Raw genomic sequence first — 18,040 nt, 5'->3', positions numbered from 1 at the left:
TCATGCGATAGCCATCACCGCGCACCATCGCCCCCTCACTCCAGCGGACAGGCGCCGCCCTCCGCTGGAGGGAGCAGACGATGGCTGGACGCGCCGTTACTGGTTCGCCGCCGCGGCGACGACGTTGGCGCCGGCCAGTTCGCCGCCGATGCCGTTGTTGAGCGCCCAGATGGCGGCCTGGGTGCGGTTGGAAGCGTTGATCTTGCGCAGCAGGCTCTTCAGGTGAACCTTCACGGTGGCCTCCGTGATGTTCAGGTGGTTGGCGATCATCTTGTTGCTGTCGCCGTTCAGCAGGCAACGCAGGATCTGAACCTCGCGCTGGGACAGACCCTTGCGAGATACCGGCATCTCGGTGCCGTTGCCGTTGACGCGCCCGGAGATCAGCAGCGCCGCCAGATGGGTCGGGAACACCTTCTCGCCCATCATCACCAGTTTCAGCGACTGGGCCAGCGCATCCGACGACAGATCCTTCATCAGGTAGCCGTCGGCACCGGCCTCCAGCGCATTGGCGAGGCGGCGGGTGCACAGGTCGCTGGTCAGGATGACCATGCGGGTTTCCGGCAGCAGGGCGCGCAGGCGGCGCATGCCGTCCGCCTCCTCGTCGCCGCCATTCTGCAAATCGAGAAGGACAAGCTGCGGCCGCATGCCGCTTTCGACCGATCCCAGCGCTTCCCGCAGGTTTCCCGCCTCGGCAACGATCTGGAAGGGCGAATCATCGAGAAGACGCTTCAGCCCCTCGCGAAACAGCTTGTTCGAGTCGATCAGAAATGCACGCACTGAGTCCATTGTCCGCTCCCGCAATATTGGTCGATCGTCGTGACGTCGTCGCCATGGTGAAGGCCTGCATGTGAAGCCCGTCATAGGGGGGGAATGCCCGACGCATTGGCGCTTCGGCAATTACCCCCCGATGGCTCCGGCAGGCCGTTATTTAGGGGGAGGCTACCCCGGTGTCGTGTCCTACGGTACCACTCTCCAGAGTTAAAATAAGAACGCATTGGATATATGCGCAAAGCCGCTAAAGATTTCCAAATCCCAAGATATCACAGCAGCGAACATTACAAGGCGCGAAGGCGTTAACTTTGTCGTTAACCACCACTTATTTGCGTATGACTGCTCTCGATAAGGGAGGTATGCCGCAAAAATCTCACGCGGAGTTGCACCGTCACCCGCCACCGTGGTGATGCCAACAGATAACCCGAAAGGAGGGGGCGTACTTTCGCCATAGAGGCGGCCGCAGCCATCGCCGTGGCGCTTGACCGCTTCCTGCCGCTCATGCCCATGTCTGCCCGGCTGCCCGCCGCCATGGCGGGACCGGGAAGAGGACAGGATGGGCTGGCAGATCATCGCCGCCGCCATGGCGGGCTATCTGGTGCTGCTGGGACGCAGCGCCTGGAAGCAGGGCGAATTCAGGCAATATCTGCGCAGCCTCGCCATTGTCGCCGCGCTGTGTGGGCTTCTGGCGGGCGCGGTGGCCCTGGCGATGCTGCTGGACCGGAGATAGCCACTCCTCAACTTCCGCCCTTTCCCCTCTCCCCCGCGCATGAAAAAAGGGCGCCGGCGGTCTTCCGCCGACGCCCCTCTCGATGCGGGTGAACCGGTCAGCTCAGCGGGATCGCGACAAAGCGCAGGTCGCCCTTGCGGTCGACCAGCAACAGAACCGACTTCTTGCTCTGCTCCTTGGCCTTCTGCACCTTGGCGGTCACGTCCTCGGGCTTGCGGACCTCTTCCTGGCCGACCTCGATGATGACGTCGCCAGCGCGCAGGCCCTTTTCCGCCGCGGTCGAATTGCCGGCCACGTCGGTGATGACCACCCCCTTCATCTCGGGCTTGATCTCATACTGCTGGCGCAGGTCCGGCGTGATGGTGGTCAGCTTCATGCCGAGCGATTCGGTCGGCTTCTGGGCCGGGGCCTTGTCCTTCGGCTGCTGCTTCTCGTCCGGACCGGCGGCGAGCAGGCCTTGCTCCTCCGCCGCTTCCAGCTCGCCGACCTTGACCTGGACGGTCTGCGCCTTGCCCTTGCGCCAGACCTCGACCGGAACGGCCTTGTCGATGCCGGTCTCGGCGACGACGCGCGGCAGGCGCCGCATCTCGTCGATCTCCTTGCCATCGAACCTCGTCACCACGTCGCCGGCCTGGATGCCGCCCTTGGCGGCCGGGCCGTCCGGGGTGACGGAGGCGACCAGCGCGCCCTTGTGATTGGGCAGGCCCAGGCTCTCGGCGATTTCCGGCGTCACCGCCTGGATGCGCACGCCCAGCCAACCACGGCGGGTCTTGCCGTAATCCTTGAGCTGCGCCACCACCTGCTTGGCGAGGTTGGAAGGGATGGCGAAACCGATGCCGACCGATCCGCCGGACGGCGAGAAGATGGCGGTGTTGATGCCGATGACCTCGCCGTTCAGGTTGAACATCGGGCCGCCGGAATTGCCGCGGTTGATCGAGGCGTCGGTCTGGAGGAAATCGTCATAGGGGCCGGCGTCGATGTTGCGCTGGCGCGCCGAGATGATGCCGGCGGTGACCGAGCCGCCCAGCCCGAACGGGTTGCCGATGGCCAGCACCCAATCGCCGACGCGCATGGCGTCGCTGTCGCCGAAGGGAACGGCGACCAGCGGATGGCTGGTCTTGATCTTCAGCAGCGCGAGGTCGGTCTTGCTGTCCTTGCCGACCAGTTCCGCCTTGATGTTGGTGTCGTCCTGCAGGATGACGGTGATCTCGTCGGCGTCCTGAACGACGTGGTTGTTGGTGACCACATAGCCGTTCTTGGCGTCGATGATGAAGCCGGAGCCAAGCGAGGTCGCCTTGCGCTGCGGCTGGTCCTGCTGCTGGCGGTCGAAGAAGTCCCGGAAGAAATCCTCGAAGGGCGAGCCCGGCGGGAATTGCGGGATCTCCGGACGCTGGCCCTGCGGGCGCGGCGGCGCGTTCTGGCTGGTGGAGATGTTGACGACCGCCGGCAGCAGCTTTTCCGCCAGATCGGCGAAGCTGCCGGGCGCATTGCGCGGCGCGGCCGCCTGGGCTTGAGCCTGGGCCGCCTGGGCCTGGGCTGGCGCGACGGCGAAAGCGCCCATCACCGCTCCGCCGGCCATGACCGACGTCATGCCCCAGACGATGGCGGCGACAAGCGGCCGGACGCCCGCCTTGCGAGGCCGGGCTCCGGCCACGGCGCCGCGCGTGGCGGGTTCGAAGTTGGGTATGCGAATCAACGTGCTCTCCCTACCAGACGTCCGGCCGGTTCCGTGGGCAGGACCGGCCGCCCAGTTCTGGGCCATATAGGTGTTGGGCCAAGAGTATGGCCGCAAGATGGCGTGCCGGTCCAGTCGGCACCAGTGGAAATCTCAAGCCGGTGGATTTCCTTCGCTCCAATGCTGCGGACCGGTCAAAACGGACCATGCGCGACGGACAGCCGGAACCCGGCATGACCGCGGCCGGATCGGGAAATGCCCGACCCGGCCGCGGTCAGCCCTGATTCCGTCCGGCCGCCTTACTGCGCGGGCGCCTGAGCCGCGGGGGCGGCCGGGGCGGCCGCCGGCTGCGTACCGGTGCCGTTGAAGTAGCGGAAGAATTCGCCGGTCGGCGACAGCACCATGGTGGTGTCGTTGCCGTTCAGCGACTTCCGGTAGGCCTCCAGCGAGCGGTAGAAGCCGTAGAAGGCGGGATCCTGCGAGGTCGCCTCGGCGATCAGCTTCAATGCGGAATTGTCGCCTTCGCCGCGCAGGATCTGGGCGTCGCGCTGGGCCTCGGCGATGATCACCGTGCGTTCGCGCTCGGCGCGCGATTTGATCTGCTGCGACTGCTCCTGGCCCTGGGCGCGGGCCTCCGCCGCCTCGCGTTCACGTTCGGAGCGCATGCGGGCGAAGATCGACTGGCTGGTCTCCTCCGGCAGGTCGGCCCGGCGGATGCGCACATCGACGATCTCGATGCCGAAGCGCTTGGCCTCGTCGTTCACCTGCCCCTTGATGTCGGTCATGATCCGGGCGCGCTCGTCCGACAGCACGGCCAGCACCGTGACGTTGCCGAGCACGCGGCGCAGCGACGAGTTGACGATCGAGTTCAGGCGGGTTTCGGCCACCGCCTCGGTCCCGGCGGTCTGGTAGAAGCGCAGCGGGTCATGGATGCGGTAGCGGGCGAAGGCGTCTACGTCCAGGCGCTTCTGGTCGGCCAGGATGACCTGTTCGACCGGCGGATCGAGGTCGAGCACGCGGCGGTCGAGCAGCCGGACCTCCTGGATGAAGGGGATCTTCACCTTCAGGCCCGGCTCCTGGATCACCCGGCGCGGCTCGCCGAACTGGAGAACCAGCGCCTGCTGGGCCTCGTTGACGGTGAAGAGGGCGGACGACGCGACGACGCCGAGCGCCACGATGGCGATACCGGCGATGGCGAGGGTGCGGTTCATGATGCGATCCTCCTCACTGGCCGGACGTTGAATTGGGCAGCGCGGACAGCGGCTGCGTTTGCGTTCCGGTCCGCGCTCCCCCCTGATTGCCGCCCTGGGTGCCGCCCTGGCTCGGCTGCGGCTGGCGCGGCGCCTGCTGCTGCGGCTGCGGGGCCGGCGTGAGGTGGGGAGCCAGCTGGTTCAGCGGCAGATACGGGACGACATTCTGCGCCGAACCGTCGACGATGATCTTGTTCCGGCCACGGAGGATCTCCTCCATGGTTTCCAGATACATGCGCTTGGCGGTGACCTCCTTGCTCAGCGCATAGGCCTCATAGACCTTGCGGAAGCGGTCGGCGTCGCCCTGGGCCAGGCTGACGACCTGCTCGCGGTAGGCCGAGGCCTCCTGCACCAGCCGCTCCGCCTCGCCGCGGGCGCGCGGAATGATGTCGTTGCGGTAGGCTTCCGCCTCGTTGCGGGCGCGCTCGCGGTCGGCGCGGGCGCGCTGCACGTCGTTGAACGCGTCGATGACCGGCTGCGGCGGGTCGGCCTTCTGCAACTGGACCTGGGTGATCTCGATGCCGGCCTGATACTCGTCCAGCATGGTCTGGAGGAGCTGGCGGGTCGAGGTTTCGATCTGCTGGCGGGCCTCGGTCAGGGCCGGTTGCAGGTCGGTGCGGCCGATCACCTCGCGCATCGCGCTTTCGGCCGCCTTCTTCACCGTCACTTCCGGTTCGCGGATCTTGAACAGGAAGTTGCCGGCGTCCTTGATGACCCAGAACACCGTGAAATCGATGTCGATGATGTTCTCGTCGCCGGTCAGCATCAGCGACTCGTCCGGCACGTCACGGTCGTTGCGCCCGCCGCCGACGGAGGAGCGGTAACCGACCTCGATCCGGTTGACGCGCGTCACCTTGGGCAGCAGCACCGTCTCGATCGGCGACGGCAGGCGATAGCGCAGGCCGGGCTGTTCGGTGCGGGTCCATTGGCCGAAGCGCATGACCACGCCCTGCTCGTCCGCCTCGACGCGGTAGATGCCGCTGGCCAGCCAGATCAGGCCGAGGACGCCGACGACAAGCGCGACCCCCCGGCCGCTGCCGAAGCCGCCGGGCATGGCGCGGCGCAGGCGGTCCTGGCTGCGCCGCAGCAGATCCTCAAGGTCGGGAGGCTGCGGGCCACCACCACCGCCGCCATTTCCCCCGCCCTGGGGACGCCCCCACGGGTTGCCCGGGCCGTTGTTGCCCGGCGGAGGACCCCAGGGGCCACCACCACCGCCCCCACCTTGATTGTTCCACGGCATCCGACTGTGTCCCCCTTCTGCGATTCGTCCCATCATATGGAAGCGCAATGGCTTAGGCCCCGCGCATCCCTTTACCGATCTCGTCCGCCGGTCCTATAGTCCCCCTTACCCTTCGGCAGGGATTCCACCAACGGATATCCGCCAATATCGGGAAGACAGCGGAGTTTTCAACCATGGCGCAGATCAGCGAAGCTCAAGTCATGCAGGCGCTGAAGACCGTCATCGACCCGGACCGGGGCGGCGACATCGTCAGTCTGGGCATGTTGTCGGGCCTCGTGGTGCGCGACGGGCATGTCGCCTTTTCCATCGAAGTCGACCCCAAGCGCGGCGCCCAGGCGGAACCGGTGCGCCACGCCGCCGAGAAGGCGGTGGACGCACTGCCCGGCGTGCTGTCGGTCACCGCGGTGCTGACCGCCCACCGCGCCGCCGCCCCCCAGGCCGCACCCCAGCAGGGCCATTCGCACGGCGGGCCCGGCCATTCGCACGGGCATTCCCATGGCCATTCCCAGGGCGCGCCCCAGACCGACCCGCAGAAGCCGCTGGTCCCCGGCGTGAAGGCCATCGTCGCGGTGGCGTCCGGCAAGGGCGGCGTCGGCAAGTCGACGACATCCGCCAATCTGGCGCTGGCGCTCGCCGCCAACGGGCTGAAGGTCGGGCTGCTCGACGCCGACATCTACGGCCCGTCGATGCCGCGCATGATGGGCATCGCCGGCCGCCCCAACAGCCCCGACGGCAAGCGCCTGGAGCCGATGGAGAATTACGGCGTCAAGGTGATGTCCATGGGCTTCCTGGTGGCCGAGGACACGCCGATGATCTGGCGCGGGCCGATGGTGATGAGCGCATTGCAGCAGATGCTGCGCGACGTGAACTGGGGCACCCTCGACGTGCTGGTGGTGGACATGCCGCCGGGCACCGGCGACGCCCAGCTGACCATGGCCCAGCAGGTGCCGCTGGCCGGTGCGGTGATCGTCTCCACCCCGCAGGACATCGCGTTGCTCGACGCCCGCAAGGGGCTGAACATGTTCCGCCGCGTCGATGTGCCTGTGTTGGGCATCATCGAGAACATGAGCTATTTCTGCTGCCCCAACTGCGGCCACCGCACCGACATCTTCAGCCATGGCGGCGCCCGCAAGGAGGCCGACGATCTGGGCATGGAGTTCCTGGGCGAGATTCCGCTGCACCTGTCGATCCGCGAGACCTCCGACCAGGGTCAGCCGATCGTGGTGTCGCAGCCGGACTCGGAACACGCCCAATCCTACCGCCGGATCGCCACCCGCCTGTGGGAGAAGATCGGCGGCGGCGGCACCGGCGGCCGCGCCGCGCCGCGCATCCTGGTGCAGTGATAACCGGTTGGGTGAGGGGAGTTAATCCCCCTCACCCATAGCGCCGCTGCGCCTCAACCGTCAGCCCCAGGCCGACGGAGCCGAAGATGTTGCCCTCGACCACCCGCGCCCCCGGCGCCTCGGCCAGGATCGCGGCGCGGACCTGGGGCAGCAGGGTCGAACCGCCGGTCAGGAACACCGCGTCGATGCGGTCGGCTGTCACCCCCGCCTCCGTCAGGCAATCGCGGATTCGCGTGCCGATGCGCGCCGCCAGCGAGCCGGTCGCGCGGTTCAGCGCCGGGCGGTCGACCGGCAGGGCCAGCTTGCCATCCCCCCAATCCAGCGCCAGTTCCGTCGCCTCATGGTCGGACAGGGCGATCTTGCTGCGCTCCACCGCCATCGCCAGGGCATGGCCCTGGCGATGCTCGACCACGCCGATCAGCCGTTCGATCTTCTCCGGCTCGGCGGAATCGCGCTGGAGGCGCTCCAGCTCGGCCATCGCCTTGCTGGTGTAGAGGAAATTGATCTTCGACCAGGTGGCCAGATCGAAATAGATGCTCTTGGGCGCCAGCAGGCCGGCACGCTTCATGGCGCTGCCCAGCCCCAGCTCCGGCATGGCGGTGGCGAGGCTGAGATCGCGGTCGAAATCGGTGCCGCCGACACGGATGCCGTCATTGGCCAGGATGTCGCCGGCCCGGTCCGGCTTGCCACGCCGCTCCGGCCCGATGCGCACGACCGAGAAATCCGACGTGCCGCCGCCGATGTCGGCGATCAGCGCCAACTCCTCCCCCGCCACCTGCTGCTCGTAATCGAGGGCGGCGGCGATCGGTTCGAACTGGAAGGAGACGTTGCGGAATCCGGCGGCCCGCGCGATCCCGCCCAGCGTTTCTTCCGCCGCCGCGTCGCCGGCCGGATCGCCATCGACGAAATGGACCGGGCGGCCGACCACCACGTCGCCCAACTCACCGCCCAGCGCCTCCTCCGCCCGCGTCTTCACCAGATCGAGGAAGGTGCCGATCACCGCGCGGAAGCTGATGCGGCCCTTGCGCAGCGCGGTGTCGGCATCGATCAGCTCGGTACCGAGCATCGACTTGATGGAGCGCATCAGCCGCCCCTCCACCCCCGAGACATAGCCGTCGATGGCCGCCTGCCCGATGGTCGTCCGGTCATGCTCGAAATCGAAGAACACCGCCGTCGGCAGCGTCGTGCGGGTGCCGTCCAGCGCCAGCAACCGGAAGCCATCGGCCTCCCGCACGCCCAGCGTCGTGTTCGAGGTGCCGAAATCGAGCCCGCACGCCGTCATGTCCCGCCTCCTGCCCGGATGACCGGTGCGGCCACCCGCCGCACCGGAAAAGGGGCGAGCGTATAACGGCTCCCGTCCGCCGGATCAAGCACCCATCCGAAGAATCCTGCGGTCTCACCAGACGGGGCGCATCCGCCGGCCGCTCAGCGGACGGCTCGCCAGCACCAGCGGCAGCAAAAACAGGGACAGGTTGGTCCAGGAGAAGACCCGCTGCCGCGCCTGCTCACGCCCCGACGCCTGCCCCGGTTCGATCCAGCCGCCGCTGGCCCCCTGATACTCCGGCATGGCGGTCATCACGCCGCCCGACGTGGCGGGAGCCGAGCGGTTCTGGAACATGTCGCGCTCGATATTGCGAGCGAGCGCTCGCTCGGTCAGATGGGGCGCCATGGTGTTGCCCATCGCGGCGATGCGGGCCTCGGTGCCGACGAACCGCTCGCGCCGCGGATGGCGGGCAAGCGACAGGATGGCGTCGGCGACCTCCTCAGGCGGGTGGACCGGGGTCAGCGGCTTGAGCGCCCGGCCGGTGTAGTTGGCGGCATGCCGCCACAGCGGGGTGTCGATGGAGGCCGGCATGACCATGCAGACATGGATGCCGGGCTCGTCCACCAGTTCCTGGCGCAGCGATTCGGAAAAGCCGCGCACCGCGAATTTCGCCGCGGTGTAGGGGGTGGCGTAGCGTTGGCCGATGTTGGACACCATCGAGGCGGTGTTGATGACGATCCCCTCCCCGCGGTCGAGGAAATGCGGCAGCACCGCCCGGCAGCCATGGACGGTGCCGAGGAGGTCGGTGCGCAGCACCTGCTCGAACACGTCGTCAGGGATGTCCTCGAAACGGCCGAAGGCGATGACGCCGGCATTGTTCACCCAGATGTCGATGCCGCCGAAGGCCTCGATGGCACGGTCGGCCAGATGGCGCACCGCCTGCTGATCGGTGACGTCGGTCGGCACCACCATGGCCCGGCCGCCGGCCCCGATGCACGCCTCGGCAACCTCGTGAAGGGCGGCCATCCGCCGGGCGGCGAGGATCACCACCGCCCCCTGGCGGGCGAACTCCAGCGCGGTCGCCCGCCCGATGCCGCTGGAGGCCCCCGTGATCACAACCACCTTGTCGTCGAGCCGCTTGGCCATGGCCGCCATCCTTTCATCCGGGTTCCGTCATGCGCCGCCTACAACAGCGCGACCGGCGGAAAATCCCGGCGGGCAACCGCCTGAAACGAACGCGACCTTCCATCCGCCGGTGTGGAGAAGCGGACCCGAACCGGCTACAGTCACATGTCCCCTATGGGTTTTCCCCTCAACCAGTGTGGAGCGGGCGCGGTGCCGGCGAGAGAGCTTGACGTGAAGGGGCTGCATTGCCCGTTGCCCATCCTGCGCACCCGTGCCCTGCTGAACGGGATGGAATCCGGGGAGGAACTGGTGGTCCATGCGACCGATCCCGCCTCCGTCATCGACTTCAAGCATTTCTGCAACACGACCGACAACGCGCTGCTGTCGCACGAGACGCGGCCGGACGAGGTCCACCACACGGTTTTCGTCTACCGCATCCGCCGCGGCGGTTGAGGCGCCCGCCGCATTCCGCCCGCCGTCCCGCGAAAGGTCTCCCCGATGCCGCTTCCTCCCGCCTCCCCGCCGCCCCTGCGTCCCGGTGCCGTGATCCATGGCCCCGGTTCCCAGGGCGTCGATGCCCTGCTGGACGGCTTCGCGGCGGAGTTGAAGCGGCGCGGCTTCCGCGTGGGCGGGCTGGTGCAGCGCAACCACGGGCCGGGGGATGACTGCGCCGAACTGATGGAGCTGGTCGATGTCGCGACCGGCCACGCCTATGACATCACGCAGCGGCTGGGGCGGGAATCGCACTCCTGCCGTGTCGATCCCGCCGGCGTGGCCGAGGCGAGCCAGGCGATCCGCAACGCCGTCGCCTCCGGGGTGGACCTGCTTGTGGTCAACAAGTTCGCCGGCCTGGAATCGCTGGGCGACGGGCTGTCGGACGAGATGCTGGCCGCCATCGCCGAGGGCATTCCGGTGCTGACCAGCGTCGGCAGCCGCTATCTGAACGAATGGCAGAGCGCGACCGGCGGCTTCTGCGACCTTCTGTCCCCGGTGGCCGAGGCGCTCTGGCGCTGGTGGGGGCCGCAGCGGATGTACCAGGATCTGGTTCAGGGCGTGGCCGATGCCGAAGTCCGCCGTGTCGTCACCGGCGCCAAATGGGTGCTGGTGGAGACGGGGAACGGCCTCGGCCTCGCCGCCCGGCAGGGTCCGGCGGCCGAGGACGATCCCGGACTCTGGACAGGACGGTCCTTGCGCGATCTGGCGGCGATGGCCGCGATCTCCTGGGATCCGCTTGAGGTTTCGGTCGGCGTCGCCGCGCTGAACGCGCATTACAACCGGCCGGACGTGAGCGGCGCCGGCGGCAACGGGCTGGATCTGTTCTGTGCTGTGGACGGGCGCGTGGTGGTGATCGGCGGCTTTCCCCAGATCGCCCACCGTCTGCCGCGCGCCCAGGTGATCGACATGAACCCGCGGGAGGGGGAGCATCCCGAGGCCGCTTGCGACTGGCTGCTGCCGGGGGCGGAGGCGGTCGCGATCACCGCGTCGGCCTTCGCCAACCGCACCCTTCCCCGCCTGCTGCGGGTGGCGGGCGGGGCGACGGTGGCGATGATCGGTCCCGGCACGCCCTTGACTCCCCGCCTGTTCGATTACGGCATCCAGTCGCTGGCCGGCTTCGTCGCCATCGACCGCGAGGCGGTGGTGCGCATTGTCGCCGGAGGTGGCGAATCCCGTGATTTTCATCCCTATGGCCGGATGGTCACGCTGCACCGGCCACCCCAATCTTAATGAAACGAGAAAACCGGAGGAGTTGAGATCCCATGGCCGATCTGGACCACCAGACCCGCATCGAACTGGAAGCCGCCGCTTTCCGCGGACTGGTCGAGCATCTGCGCAAGCGCACCGACGTTCAGAACATCGACCTGATGAATCTTGCCGGCTTCTGCCGCAACTGCCTGTCGAAATGGTATGCCGCAGCCGCCAAGGAACGCGGCGTCCCGCTGACCGACGAGGAGGCCCGCATCGCCGTCTATGGCATGCCCTATTCCGATTGGAAGCAGAAGCACCAGAAGGAGGCCACCCCCGAACAACAGAAGGCGTTCGAGGATACCAAGCCACTGCATGCGGAGATCAGCGGCCATCGCTGAGACACGCTGAAAAGGCCACGAAAAGCCCTCCCGGTCCTTGATTGCCCAGGAGCCGGGAGGGCTTCGGCTCAGGCGCTCACCGAAAAAGGCTGCACCACCGCCTGGAATTCCGCCATCGCCTCGCAGGCGTCCGAATGCGCGGCGAGCGCCGGCCAGCGGGAGCGGTCGAAGACCGCCGGATGGGCTTCGCCGACGAAGCGCAGGGCGCAGCCGGCGGCGATGTCGGCATGACCGATACGGTCGCCAAACCACCAGGGACCGGCGGCCGCGGCACGATCCGCCTCCAGGACGTCGAGAACCGCGCCGATCTGGCCGGTGCAGCGTTCGACCCACAGGTCCGAGCGCTCCTTGTGCAGGACCCGCTCATAGACGAGGCTGACCGCCTTGTCGGCAAGCCCGGTCGCCAGCGCGCAGAGCTTCAGCGCCCGCCGGCGCTCCTGCCCCTGGCGGGCGATCAGCGCGCGATCCGGCCCGGCCAGCTCGTCCAGATGATCGAGGATGGCGCCGCTTTCGATCAGCACCTCGCCGTCCGGCAGCACCAGGGTCGGAACCCGTTTCAGCGGGTTGAAGCGCGCGACATCCGCGGCGTCGGAAAAGACCGACCAGGGACGGTGCTCATACGCCATGCGATACAGGCGCAGGGCCACGGCAACGCGGCGCACGAAGGGCGAATCATATTGTCCGATCAGGATCATCGACGGTTCCCTGAAGACTGGTGTGCGATGAAACCAATCCTAGGCCGGATTTGTCTCCCCGCCGCATTCTTATGACGCGACTCAGTCCCGCGCGACGATGGGGGTCAAGTTGTAGCGGGCGGCGATGCTCTCCAGCCGTCCATCGGCCTTGATCGCCGCGACGAAGGCGTTCACCCGTTCCAGCCATGCCGCATCGCCGGGCGCGACCGCATAGGCGTAGGGTGTCGGCTGCACCGGGCTGTCGGGCACGATCAGGCGGGCCCAGGGATGGAAGGCCAGCATGCGCTGTCCGTAAGGATAGTCGGTGAGGAAGGCATCGGCTCGGCCGGACTGCACCTCCTCTTCGCGCTCCTGGGGACGGGTGACGGCGACGATGCGGGCGGTCTTCATGGCGGAGCGGGCGTAGCCGTCCATGTAGGTGTCCTTCTGCACCGCGATGACGTTGCCGGCGCGGTCAAGATCCTCCCACTTCCGGATCCCCTCGTTGGTCTGGGTCGTCACCGCATAGATCCCGCTGCGCAGATAGGGCTGGCTGAAGGCGATATGCTGCGCCCGCGCCGGGGTGGCTCCGATGGCGAACATGCCGATGTCGCAGCGGTCGCCCAGCAGATCGTCGATGAAGCGGGGGAAGCTGCTCTCCACCAGCTGCAACCGGACGCCGAGATCATCGGCGAAGGCCTGCGCCAGTTCCGCGTCCAGCCCCTCAAGCATTCCGGTGCGTGGATTCCGGAACGAGATCGCATAGTAATCAGGCCATGAGCAGACACGAAGTTGCTTTTTCTCCGCAATTTTCTGAAGTCTCCCTTCCGTCGCCACGGCCGGAACGGCGATACCGGCCGATAAAATCAACAGAATTGCCGAGCTGATCACCCAAAGGATTCGCTTTGTCATGCTATACCTTTCGTTAACCAACCACCCCAGTTCTTCAGCATTCAAACATGGGGTCGTGAAGAGACCCTGTAATCTTAGCATCGACACAGGGAAAATCGCAGCGGATGCTTGGCGTCCCATGTCGGTAGCTGCTATTGTCCAAACCGCGAATTTCGACGAGGGTCGAAGTCGAGCGCCTTGATTCTGCTGCGATCCGCCGGCGGATCCGCGTCAGATGCGCGCAGCCTCGGCCCTGTATTTCAATCACACCTGACCGTCCGGAACGCAACCCTGTCCCAGTCCCAAGCCAAAGCGGTTCTGAAGGGTCTCCTCGAAAGGCGGGGCGGCGTCATCGCCTTCGCCCTGTTGGCGGTCTTCACCCTGTTGATCAACCAGGGCCAGCAGCTGATCGCCGCGCGCCAGGCGGCCCTGGAGTCGGCGGAGGCCAGCCTCGCCAGCCTCGCCGCGGCGCTGGAGGTGTCGACCACCCGCACGGTCCAGTCGGTCGACGTCACCCTGTCCTCAATCGTGGAGTCGCTGGCCGATGCCGACTGGACCGCCGAAGGCGGCGCGTCCACTCCCGATCTGACCGCCATCCTCACCGACCGGCTGCGCCGGTCACCGCATCTGCGCGGGTTGACCCTGCTCGATCGCACCGGCCGGATCGTCGCCACCACCGAGGGGACGATTCCCGCCGGGTCCCATCTGACGGAACTGGATGTCTTCCGCATGCAGGCCGCCGCCCAGGGGAATGGCCTGGTGATCGGTGATCCCCGCCCCGGCCGCAGCCTGATCGACCGCCCCGCCGGCAACGAGCGGTCGGTGGGGCGCTGGCTGCTGCCGATGAGCCGGGCGCTTCGCGACTCCGACGGCACGCTGGAAGCGGTGGTGGTCGCCACCGTCAACCCGGATTATTTCCAAGGCCTGTACCGCGCTGTCCAAGGCGGCGAGGCCGCCGGTGTCGGCGACCGCATCGCGCTCTACCGCTATGACGGCACCTTGCTGACGGTCCAACCCCAGGCCGGGGAAGAGATCGGACGATCCTTCGCCACCACCCCCCTGTTCAAAACCCATCTGCCGCAGGCCGAATATGGCGTTTTCCGCCATTCCGGAACCGACATCGGCGCCGGTCCGGACACGCGCATCGTCGCCTACCGGACCACCCCGGTCTGGCCCCTGGTGCTGACGGTCAGCGTGCGAAGGGACACGGTGCTGGCTCTCTGGCACGGGAATCTGTGGACGGCGACACTGCTGTCCGGCGGGATGATCCTGCTGCTGAGCCTGTTCGGGCTGCTGCTCGCCCGGTCGCTGGCGACCCAGCGCGAACAGGGAAAGGAGTTGGAGGCGACGAACGCCCGCCTGTCCGCCATCGTCGACACGGCGGCGGAGGGCATCATCACCACGCGCCCGGACGGCGTGATCGAGGCGGCCAATCCCGCCGCCCACGCCATCTTCCGCCATGCGCCCGGTGAACTGGTCGGCCGTTCGGTGGTGGAGCTGCTGCCGGCGGACCGGCGGGAGGACGCCGCCCGCACGCTGGACGAGATCGCGCACGGCCGTCGCCACTTGGATCCGACCGCCCGCGGCGAAGCCATCGCCCTCCGGCCGGCGGTTGACGGTGAAGCTGGCGGCGAAAGCGGCAAGACCGAAAGCTTTCCCCTGGCCTACTCCATGGCGCTGGTGAAGACCGCCGCCGGCCCGCTCTATGCCGCGATCCTGCGCGACCTTACCGAGGAGAAAAGGCTGGAGCATACGCTGCGCGACGCCAAGGAGCAGGCGGAGGACGGTCAGCGGATCAAGATGGAATTCCTCGCGACCATGAGTCACGAGATCCGCACGCCGATGAACGGGGTGATCGGCATGGCCGGGCTGCTGCTCGACACAGCGTTGCAGGCGGACCAGCGCGGCTACGCCGAGACGATCCGCGATTCCGCCGAATCGCTGCTGGTCGTCATCAACGACATCCTCGATTTCTCCAAGATCGATGCCGGTCGGCTGGAACTGGAGATCGGTGAATTCGAACTCGTGCCGCTGGTCGAAAGCGTGGCGGAGATCCTGGCCCCGCGCGCGGTGGCGAAGGGGTTGGACCTCGCCAGCTTCGTGCCGCCGGGGCTGCGCGGCACATTGCTGGGCGATGCCGGACGCCTGCGCCAGATCCTGCTCAACCTTGCCGGCAACGCCGTGAAATTCACCGACTCCGGCAGTGTCACCATCCTGCTGAACGAGGAGGCGCCGATCGATAACGACAGCGGTGATGGCGGCGGGGTCCGTGTCCGGTTCGAAGTGCGCGACACCGGCATCGGCATCCCGGAAGAGGACCGCCCGCGTCTGTTCACCATGTTCAGTCAGGTCGACTCGTCTCCCGCCCGGCGTCATGGCGGCACCGGACTGGGGCTGGCCATCTGCAAGCGATTGACGGAGTTGATGGGCGGCCGGATCGGCCTGGACAGCCATCCGGGAACGGGAAGCGTCTTCTGGGTGAGCGTCCCGCTGAAACGCGGCGCCGGCGGCGCCCATCCGCCGACACCCACGGGCGACTGGGCCGGACGCCGCCTGTTGCTGGTCGACGACATCCCCGTCAACCGCGATCTGCTGACCCGGCAACTCGACGGCTTCGGCATCGTCACCGATGCGGCGGAGAATGGCGAGACGGCGCTGGAGCTTCTGCTTGCCGCCGCCCGCGGCGGAACGCCCTTCGACGCGGCGATCCTGGACCACCGCATGCCGGGCCTGACCGGACCGGAGGTGGCCCGGCGCATCCGCGCCATACCGGAACTGGCCGGCATGCGGCTGGCGCTCGCCTCGTCGCAGAGGCTGGAGGGGCGGCAGCGGGATTGGGCGCCGGTGGACACCCACCTGCCGAAGCCGATCCGCTTCAGCACCCTGTGCCAGTGCCTTGCCCGCCTGCTGGAACCCCAGCCGGAAGCGCCACAAGGGGAGCTTTCAATGCCGCCCCGGCGGGATCCCGGTTCAGGCGATGAAAACTCCGCCGCCGGCATCCTTCGCCTTCCCGCCCGCTTCGCGATCACGCAATCCGATCCGGTGGCCAATCCGGTGGCCAATCCGGTGGCCGGCACCGCGCCGGCCCGGCAGCCCGAGGCGAAACCCCGCGCCAGGGTGCTGGTGGCGGAGGATAATCCGGTCAACCAGCAGTTGACGCTGGCGCTGCTGCGCCGCGCCGGCCTCAACGCCGAGGCGGTGTCCAACGGCGAGGAGGCGGTGGAGGCGGTGACCGCCCGTCCTTATGACCTCGTTCTGATGGACGTCCAGATGCCGGTAATGGATGGGTTGATGGCGACACGCCGGATCCGCGGGTTGTCGGGGCGGGTGGCGCGCATCCCCATCATCGCCTTGACCGCCAACGCCATGCAGGGCGATGCCACCATCTGTCTGGAAGCCGGCATGGACGATTATCTGTCCAAGCCAATCAACGCCCGCAAACTGCTGGACGCCATCGCCCGCTTCGTTCCTCCCGTGGCGGACACTCCCGCCGACGCCACCGGGCGGACGGCCTCTCCATCGCCCCCCGCGGAAGCGGCGGAACCAGCCATCATCAACGCGGAAAAGATCGAGGAGTTGCGCGACGCCCTCGGCGCGGAGGGATTCGCGGTGCTGCTCAACACCTTCTTCGGCGACAGCGCGCGGCATCTCGACCGGCTGCGGGCCGCGATCGCGCGCGGCGACAGCACCGGCATCGAGCGGGAGGCCCATATCCTGAAAGGCTCGGCGGCGAATGTCGGCTTCGACCGGCTGGCCGCCGGCGCCGATCACCTCGTCGCCGCCGCCCGCCGCGGCGACCAAGAGGCGCTGACGGCCACCGCGGGCGAGCGGGTTGCGGACGAGCTGTCGGCCGCAAGGCTGGCCATGGCCAGGCCGGAGGCGACCGCCGGCTGATCGGAAGGCGGGGCATCGACCGGACCATCGGTCGACTGGTAATATTGCACCGCAACGCCGCCGGTGATTGTGCATTGGTGCCGGCTTCAGTAAAATGCCATGGATCATCGGATCCCAAGCCCTCACCCCAAAGCCCCGACCCCCAAAGCCCCGAACCATTGGAGCACACGCCGACCATGGCCGACGCCGTCACCGCTCTGGTCGTCGATGACGAGGAAATGACCCGTGCCATCGTCGCCGGCTATCTTTCCCGCATCGGCTATCGGACCCTGGAGGCCGGAACCAAGGCACAGGCGCGGGAAATCCTGTCGACTGAGGGACCGGCGATCGATGTGGTCCTGCTCGACCGGCGGCTTGCCGATGGCGATGGGCTGGAACTCTATGAGTGGATGAAGCAGGATCCGGCGCTGGCGAGCATCCCCGTCATCGTCCAGACCGTCTCGGACAGCTGTGCCGACATCGCGGCGGCCATCCGCGCCGGCGTGTTCTATTACCTGATCAAACCTTATGACGGCGCCCTGCTCCGCTCGGTCGTCCGCGCGGCCGAGGAGACGGTCGGGCGACTCAAAAGCCTTCAGGGTGACCTGCGATCCCGCTCCGACGCCATCGGTCTGTTGCGCGAAGGGCGCTTCCACTTCCGCACCCCGCAGGAAGCGCAGAATCTCGCCATCACCCTGTCGTCGATCGCCACCGCCACCCAAAGCCTGACCTTCGGCCTCTCGGAAATCCTGGTCAATGCGGTGGAGCACGGCAATCTCGGCATCGGGTTCGAGACGAAAGGCCGGCTGAAGGCAAGCGGCATGCTGGCGCGCGAGATCGAAGCGCGGCTGGCATCGGCCGAGCATCGCGACAAATACGCCACCTTGCATGTGGAGCGCAGCGGCAGCCGCGTGGTCTTCACCATCACCGACATGGGGGCGGGGTTCGACTTCGGCCGCTATCTGTCGGTCGACGCCTCGCGATCGGATGCCACACATGGCCGCGGCATCGCGCTGGCCCGCATGGTCGGATTCGATGAGCTGAGCTTCGTGGGCAGCGGCAATCAGGTGGTCGGCGTCATAGACCTGGACCGCAAGGCGGACACGCTGGCCGGCTGATG

At 67.6% G+C, this 18,040-nt stretch carries 15 protein-coding genes; 7 read left to right on the top strand and 8 right to left on the bottom strand.

The genetic code is table 11. The features are described 5' to 3' along the window. Positions 1-96: 96 nt before the first annotated feature. Positions 97-786, bottom strand: coding sequence for a LuxR C-terminal-related transcriptional regulator (locus AZL_RS07200; RefSeq protein WP_042442734.1), 690 nt, complete (start codon positions 784-786; stop codon positions 97-99). Between the two features lie 541 nt (positions 787-1,327). On the opposite strand from AZL_RS07200, the gene AZL_RS36570 reads away from it, so the two are divergent. After that, positions 1,328-1,501, top strand: a complete 174-nt coding sequence (locus tag AZL_RS36570) for a hypothetical protein (protein WP_173380474.1) — start codon at positions 1,328-1,330, stop codon at positions 1,499-1,501. A 97-nt stretch (positions 1,502-1,598) separates the two neighbouring features. Here AZL_RS36570 and AZL_RS07195 read toward each other — a convergent pair whose 3' ends face one another. The 3 genes from AZL_RS07195 to hflK all read right to left on the bottom strand — a co-directional run bounded on the left by AZL_RS07195 (position 1,599) and on the right by hflK (position 5,666). After that, positions 1,599-3,080 carry a DegQ family serine endoprotease gene (locus tag AZL_RS07195; protein ID WP_371304232.1) on the bottom strand — a complete coding sequence of 494 codons (1,482 nt, stop codon included), beginning with the start codon at positions 3,078-3,080 and terminating at the stop codon, positions 1,599-1,601. Positions 3,081-3,475: 395 nt separating this feature from the next. Then, positions 3,476-4,387, bottom strand: a complete 912-nt coding sequence (gene hflC, locus AZL_RS07190) for a protease modulator HflC (RefSeq protein WP_012973977.1) — start codon at positions 4,385-4,387, stop codon at positions 3,476-3,478. Positions 4,388-4,400: 13 nt separating this feature from the next. Then, complete coding sequence (gene hflK, locus AZL_RS07185; protein WP_012973976.1) at positions 4,401-5,666, bottom strand: FtsH protease activity modulator HflK; 1,266 nt, start codon at positions 5,664-5,666, stop codon at positions 4,401-4,403. A 173-nt stretch (positions 5,667-5,839) separates the two neighbouring features. On the opposite strand from hflK, the gene apbC reads away from it, so the two are divergent. Further along, a complete protein-coding gene (gene apbC / locus AZL_RS07180; RefSeq protein ID WP_012973975.1) occupies positions 5,840-7,009 on the top strand; it encodes an iron-sulfur cluster carrier protein ApbC in 1,170 nt (389 codons plus the stop codon). Positions 7,010-7,040: 31 nt separating this feature from the next. Here apbC and AZL_RS07175 read toward each other — a convergent pair whose 3' ends face one another. Beyond that, the gene (locus tag AZL_RS07175; protein ID WP_012973974.1) at positions 7,041-8,291 is read right to left on the bottom strand and encodes an Hsp70 family protein; all 1,251 of its coding nucleotides are present in this window, start codon (positions 8,289-8,291) and stop codon (positions 7,041-7,043) included. 114 nt (positions 8,292-8,405) lie between these two features. Continuing rightward, on the bottom strand, positions 8,406-9,428 hold the full coding sequence (locus tag AZL_RS07170; protein WP_247894314.1) for an SDR family oxidoreductase: 1,023 nt from the start codon (positions 9,426-9,428) through the stop codon (positions 8,406-8,408). A gap of 180 nt (positions 9,429-9,608) precedes the next feature. On the opposite strand from AZL_RS07170, the gene AZL_RS07165 reads away from it, so the two are divergent. Genes AZL_RS07165 through AZL_RS07155 form a run of 3 tightly spaced genes read left to right on the top strand, consistent with a single transcriptional unit; the run spans position 9,609 to position 11,482 of the window. Further along, positions 9,609-9,851 (top strand): sulfurtransferase TusA family protein, encoded by a 243-nt coding sequence (locus AZL_RS07165; protein WP_173380473.1) that lies wholly within the window; start codon positions 9,609-9,611, stop codon positions 9,849-9,851. A gap of 45 nt (positions 9,852-9,896) precedes the next feature. Then, positions 9,897-11,123, top strand: a complete 1,227-nt coding sequence (locus tag AZL_RS07160) for a DUF2478 domain-containing protein (RefSeq protein WP_012973971.1) — start codon at positions 9,897-9,899, stop codon at positions 11,121-11,123. A 32-nt stretch (positions 11,124-11,155) separates the two neighbouring features. Further along, positions 11,156-11,482 (top strand): DUF1244 domain-containing protein, encoded by a 327-nt coding sequence (locus AZL_RS07155; protein WP_012973970.1) that lies wholly within the window; start codon positions 11,156-11,158, stop codon positions 11,480-11,482. Positions 11,483-11,550: 68 nt separating this feature from the next. On the opposite strand, the gene AZL_RS07150 is transcribed toward AZL_RS07155, so the two are convergent. Continuing rightward, entirely contained in the window at positions 11,551-12,177 is a 627-nt protein-coding gene (locus AZL_RS07150) for a glutathione S-transferase family protein (RefSeq protein WP_012973969.1), read from the bottom strand. 81 nt (positions 12,178-12,258) lie between these two features. Continuing rightward, positions 12,259-12,888, bottom strand: coding sequence for a substrate-binding periplasmic protein (locus AZL_RS07145; protein ID WP_247894313.1), 630 nt, complete (start codon positions 12,886-12,888; stop codon positions 12,259-12,261). A gap of 525 nt (positions 12,889-13,413) precedes the next feature. On the opposite strand from AZL_RS07145, the gene AZL_RS07140 reads away from it, so the two are divergent. Together AZL_RS07140 and AZL_RS07135 are read left to right on the top strand one after the other, a co-directional pair. Beyond that, positions 13,414-16,941: a response regulator gene (locus AZL_RS07140; protein WP_247894312.1), complete on the top strand. Its 3,528-nt coding sequence runs from the start codon at positions 13,414-13,416 to the stop codon at positions 16,939-16,941. Positions 16,942-17,117: 176 nt separating this feature from the next. After that, positions 17,118-18,038, top strand: a complete 921-nt coding sequence (locus AZL_RS07135; protein ID WP_012973966.1) for a response regulator — start codon at positions 17,118-17,120, stop codon at positions 18,036-18,038. The last annotated feature ends 2 nt before the right edge of the window (positions 18,039-18,040 follow it).

Source organism: Azospirillum sp. B510 (assembly GCF_000010725.1).
Classification (GTDB): Bacteria; Pseudomonadota; Alphaproteobacteria; order Azospirillales; family Azospirillaceae; genus Azospirillum; species Azospirillum lipoferum_B.
Note: the sequence above shows the minus strand (reverse complement) of the source record. Positions and strands in the feature narration are given on the sequence as shown.